Raw genomic sequence first — 5137 nt, 5'->3', positions numbered from 1 at the left:
CTTGCCGGCGGCGAAAACCGTGGATGATGTAGCGGCGCTGCTGCCGTGGAATATGAAGGATTTGCATACCCCCGATTTAACCAGCGGCGTGACTTCCTGAACAGTCTGGGGTTGATGGATCGCTTACAGTCGGCTGCGCTTCGATCGTCACCGATAGATGCTTCTGGCGACGGCTAACGGTGCTGAAGGCAGGCATCTGCCAGTCCAGGCCAGCGAGCTTGAGCCGGCTTTGCGCCATGCCCATTGCCGGGGGTAGGGCCAGATTGAACAGGCCCTTGATGGTCAGGCAGAACTGGATCGCCGCCTCGCTGTACTTCGGGCGCCGGCCCCGCTTGCCGCTGGCACTGTCGTGCCAGCACATGTCCTTGTCCAGCCAAATGAGCAGCGAGCCGCGCGCCTTCAGCCCCGTGTTGTAGTCTTTCCAATTGGTCGTTCAGTACTTTGGTTTTGCAGGGGCAGTCATGCCGTCAGTTTACCCCGTGCCCACGCTCGATCGTTGAACGTGCTTATTTGTGCAACAAAGCCTATAAACAGTATAAATCGCTTCTTGCCTGGCCGGTCATTGCGACACTTCTGCTTAGATTAAAAATCCTTTATCAATACCGTGTGCAATTCCACCTTCCCAATCCGAATTCAAAAACTCCCTCACAGAATAGAAGAGATGTTCGACTACATCAGGGTAGATTGGATTTTTCTCATAATCGTCGCTGTATCGAAACTCTCTGTCTGTATTTTTTTGCTTTCTTAGGATATAAATTTGGTCAATTTTAAACTTTTTAAGGTTGACAGATTCCGAGAGCTTTAACCATTCTGCGACTACAATATACATCGCATTTGGGTTTTTATATTTAAGCTGTTCAGCCGCAGTAGATACATCCTGCAACATTGTTTTGTCTAGATATGTCTTACATTCAATTGCAATCGCAGGAATGTCCCAATCATGTAGCTCAGGAGTATCTGAGCCATTAGTAAGTATTGACGCTTTAACGCTTGCTCCAATGGCAAAATCATGGTCCTTGATTTCTACTAAAGCATGCGCAGTTCGTATCATCTCCTTATAAGATGGCGCACGAAAAAAAACGTCTTTAAAAGAATGTGATTTTCCGATAAGTGCAGACATAGAAATTCCACGCACCATATCCTTAAACAAATAGAACATGAATTCTTCAAGAGCCGATGAATGCAAATTCGAACGGGAGTCAAATTCCTCGGCATAATGCCGTTGATCCAAAAAATCCTTATACTCGTTCAGAAGTTTTACACGCTCCGTCAATATTTCAGAATCTTTATCGCTAACCTTGCAAAACGGACCTTGAAGAGCTTCATTATCTGCCCGCCATTTTTCATATCTTATGCGGATTTCTGCAAGGTATTTTTTTGATACTCCACTAAGATATTTTGTTTTGTGATTTTCTTTTTGCTCAAGATTGTTTCCGTGGACAAGCATGCAACATCCTCTATACATTTTAATAAGTGTTCCGCTATGGCATTCGCCATTAGCGGTGGAACTGCATTGCCAATTTGATTATATTGGCACAAGTATGACTCATCCGTTCTACCTTCACGGCCCAATAGTTTTTTACTTACTACTGTAGGCTTACCTAGGAACACATAGGTGTCTGGAAACGATTGAATACGGGCACCCTCACGTGCAGTAAAATTTCGATTTTTGTGAGGATGAACAAAATTAGCGTAGAACGACGCCGCAATCGTGTGACATGGCTTATGCGGGAACATACGACGATTATTTTGATCGTAAACCTTATCCGACATCTCGGTGCTATTTCGTTTTAATGGTTTCAGGTGATCTGGAACATCCGATGTAGATTGTCCCCAAACCATAGAAGCAAATCGCTCCACTAACCGGGACGAGTGATTCATAGCTTTATGATTATGAACCTGACTACTCTTACCCCTCAAAGTTTTCTGATATTGATTTTCAGGCGGCTTCGTATATGGTTGGACTTCGGACCCCTGACGCGCCTCTATTTCTGGTAGATCAGAAATGGCTTCCCATAATGTCGGACATTTTGGCATTCCAACTCTCAAAAAGTCGGACTGTTCACCTATAACATGTGTTTTAGGGGGAAACGGGTCGGAAATTTCTTTCTTTGTTGCGATTACTACCAGTCGCTTTCTAATTTGTGGAACACCATAATCTGTCGCTTCAAGGATTTTGTATTTAACAAAATACCCAATTTTTTTCAACTCGTTGACGATAATGTCAACGACCAACTCGCCAGACTCAGTTTTTGCTTTTATTAAATTGGGCACATTTTCCATGATCATAACCTCAGGATCCAAGAGACGGCCTACCCTAATAAATTCCTCAAATAATGAATTTCGGGGGTCTTTGGGATCCCCGTTATTCTTATTGCAAATAGAAAATCCTTGGCACGGAGGGCCACCGAGTACCACATTCGGCCTATCATTTCCAAAGTGGAAAAGAATTTCCTCATCAGTCAAGCTAGTAATATCTGACTGAATTACCTTTGCTTCTGGATGATTGTACCTAAAAGTGTCGCAGGCCCAACTATCTATCTCTATCGCTCCAACCAAATCGGCTCCAGCCAATTGGAAACCAAGGCTAAATCCTCCAGCCCCGGCAAAGGTATCAAGTACTCTGAATTTCATCACTTCCTCTTGACGCTAAAATTTCTTTTAGTTCCACAACAAAAACCGACTTTGACTGATCAATTTTTATGATTCGACAACTCTTTCTAGTTAAGAATTCGGGGTGATCCATCGTGAATTTTTTTGGTATCATCCCAAGTTTGGTCTTACCTTTGAATACCAAATAACACTCAGCGGCCGCGCCAATTTTTTCCCGATACTCATTAGGTCGGGGTGGTCGGTGTTGAATAGTCAAAAGCTCTCCTTCCTTGGCGATCATATAGGACACGGGCGACAAGGAAGTCAGTTGTACTTGCATAATAGTCCAAACATTAAAATTTCGATTTATGGTCGATAATTAAACAGCATGAGTTTCATTAAAATTGTGAAGGCTCTAAAACCGTTAACCAAACACAACTTGATAATGGAAACGCGGAACTGATCTTCTAGCAAATGAGAAAAATTAGAACGAACGATCCCAGATACGTTCTCAACGATAAACCCTTCTGGACGAATTGATGTTAAAGCAGGCGCAAACTCAAGGTAAAGTTTATTAATTTTTCTAGCGGGATCACGTACTCCACCTTGGCTACGCCTTGACATGAGTAGCATTTGACCAATAATTCCGCAGCCGGAAAATTTATGATTTTTGACATCACCAACACGATAATCAGTCTCAGCATGACTTGCCATATAGACGTCTCTTGCATAAGGCAATAGATCAGTAGCCATCGCAAGATTAAAGCCGGAGGCTGTTACTCCCGCGTCTGAGCCTCCACAGCCGAAAAACAAAGAAACCGCTACTGGCATATTTTTTACGTCTTCATTATTAAATTTTGCAAAAAACAGGCCACATTCTATCAAATTATTCGGGTTTGCACAAATTTTCGGCAGATCCTCCAAGAAAGAAATTATGGTCGACAATTTTTTGAGCGAGCGTTGCGTCTATTCGATACTTTTTCATCGGGCTAACTTCGAATCGACCACAATCCAAAGAAAAGGGGTCGATGAAAAATTTATCCTCGACGGAAATTGCTACTAGATTGTTTGTAGTATCGTCGTCGATGTATACTTTATCTTTTTAAATATGAAAGGTAAACTCATTGTATTTCTCTTGAAGATTCTTAATTAGATTTATGGTACTTTGTAGATTACCCATCTGACTACCTCTTTTGTTTCAATTGAAATCAATTCACTTCTTTAAAACGGCAATGCTCAATATAAACATCTCGAAAGTTCTAGTTTAGTTGGCTTAAGAAATAGCCCTTACCTGTCGATCATTCTCGCATTTTCTGCAATTATGATTATCATTCGTCAACACCGGCAAACAGGCTATTTAATTTGCGACAGAGGTATGTCGACGGCAGAAGTTGAGAACATGTTGATTATGCGCATCCTCGTAACGCATTCGATGGACGTACGGCTTACCTGCACGATCAACTGCTAAAGATTTTATTATGTGGTAGCCCAAAGCATCCTGGTCGTTGCCCAAGTAGCCGTCTGTTGACACCACATCTATCGGCACATCACCGCCGGTGCCTTTATCCCTGCGAAATACCACAACCATTTCACGTTGCGAATCATATTGACGACCGTCCACAAGACGCCGTGCCAACGCATCGAGTTTTGAAAAAAATAGCTCCATCGCTGCCGGAGGTACCGCTAGGCCATTAGCCTCTTTGGCCTCCCATGCCTCCCATGTTTTGCGGGTGACATGGACATATTGCCCGGCCTCGGCCGTTGTGAGGCCGAGGAGATATCGTGCTTTGCGTAAAGGGATGGCGCTGTTCATCGCATCAATCCTTAGAATATACATAAGAAACCAATCTTACCATATGGTAGATATTTAGGATATAGGAAAATTGTGTCCTTTTGGCCTGTACGAAAATGATCGGTTACGTACAGGGCAGGATTTGGATGTACGAAAAATAGCCCAACGTTTTATAGTCTCGTACTTTCATTTATGCAAGGGTTAGCACGGTTGATCAGTACACGGACTACCAGATTCACGAGATCGAATCTGCTGGCTTTGCCGTCAACGTACGCTGGATCGTGTGCGAAAGCATAAGTGGAAGCGTCGCTGCCGCTGAACGTCCACAGTTCGCCCGGTTGCTTGACCGTCTGGAGCCTTTCCATGTGCTCATCGTTACTAAGCTCGACAGGCTGGGCCGTAACGCCATGGACGTGCGTGCCACAGTAGAGCGGCTAGCGGCGGATACAATCCGGGTACATTGCTTGGCGCTCGGTGGCGTGGATCTAACCAGTGCTGCTGGAAAGATGACGATGAGCGTGTTTAGCGCGGTTGCTGAATTCGAACGCGACCTACTGATCGAACGCACCCAGGCTGGCATCGCTCGCGCCCGCTCCGAAGAAAAGGTTTTGGGTCGCCCATCAGCGCTAACGAGCCAATTGCAAAACGATTTTTCCGAACTGGCCGACATCAGGAGAGCACGATTTTTCATCGCTTTTTCGTGATATCGGAGGAAATCTGATCGGTTACGGCGGCGGAATCATGGCTAATCTC

The 5137-nt window shown here is 44.3% G+C and carries 4 protein-coding genes and 2 pseudogenes; 1 reads left to right on the top strand and 5 read right to left on the bottom strand.

Annotated elements, in window-relative coordinates; all coding sequences use genetic code 11:
* Window positions 1-121: 121 nt before the first annotated feature.
* The 5 genes and pseudogenes from F1735_RS32390 to F1735_RS32370 form a co-directional block, all read right to left on the bottom strand.
* Window positions 122-403, bottom strand: a pseudogene (locus tag F1735_RS32390) (transposase); the annotation flags it as partial.
* 174 nt (window positions 404-577) lie between these two features.
* The gene (locus tag F1735_RS32385) at window positions 578-1447 is read right to left on the bottom strand and encodes a Bpu10I family restriction endonuclease (RefSeq protein ID WP_167240976.1); all 870 of its coding nucleotides are present in this window, start codon (window positions 1445-1447) and stop codon (window positions 578-580) included.
* Window positions 1351-2634 (bottom strand): DNA cytosine methyltransferase, encoded by a 1284-nt coding sequence (locus tag F1735_RS32380; protein ID WP_167240974.1) that lies wholly within the window; start codon window positions 2632-2634, stop codon window positions 1351-1353. The genes F1735_RS32385 and F1735_RS32380 overlap by 97 nt, the downstream gene beginning before the upstream one ends.
* 324 nt (window positions 2635-2958) lie before the next feature.
* Window positions 2959-3516 carry a DNA cytosine methyltransferase gene (locus tag F1735_RS32375; RefSeq protein WP_167240972.1) on the bottom strand — a complete coding sequence of 186 codons (558 nt, stop codon included), beginning with the start codon at window positions 3514-3516 and terminating at the stop codon, window positions 2959-2961.
* A 433-nt stretch (window positions 3517-3949) separates the two neighbouring features.
* A complete protein-coding gene (locus F1735_RS32370) occupies window positions 3950-4405 on the bottom strand; it encodes a hypothetical protein (RefSeq protein ID WP_167240970.1) in 456 nt (151 codons plus the stop codon).
* Between the two features lie 167 nt (window positions 4406-4572).
* On the opposite strand from F1735_RS32370, the pseudogene F1735_RS32365 reads away from it, so the two are divergent.
* Window positions 4573-5034, top strand: a pseudogene (locus tag F1735_RS32365) (recombinase family protein); the annotation flags it as partial.
* Window positions 5035-5137: the final 103 nt, after the last annotated feature.

The organism is Massilia genomosp. 1 (genome assembly GCF_011682185.1).
GTDB lineage: Bacteria > Pseudomonadota > Gammaproteobacteria > Burkholderiales > Burkholderiaceae_D > Telluria_A > Telluria_A rubra.
The sequence above is the reverse complement of the archived record's forward strand: the minus strand, read 5'-3'. Positions and strand labels throughout refer to the sequence as shown.

What these genes read in the sequence shown, in the direction of transcription:
- F1735_RS32370 (WP_167240970.1), bottom strand. Translation starts at nt 4,405, where the DNA reads ATGAACAGCGCCATCCCTTTACGCAAAGCACGATATCTCCTCGGCCTC.
- F1735_RS32380 (WP_167240974.1), bottom strand. Translation starts at nt 2,634, where the DNA reads ATGAAATTCAGAGTACTTGATACCTTTGCCGGGGCTGGAGGATTTAGC.
- F1735_RS32385 (WP_167240976.1), bottom strand. Translation starts at nt 1,447, where the DNA reads ATGCTTGTCCACGGAAACAATCTTGAGCAAAAAGAAAATCACAAAACA.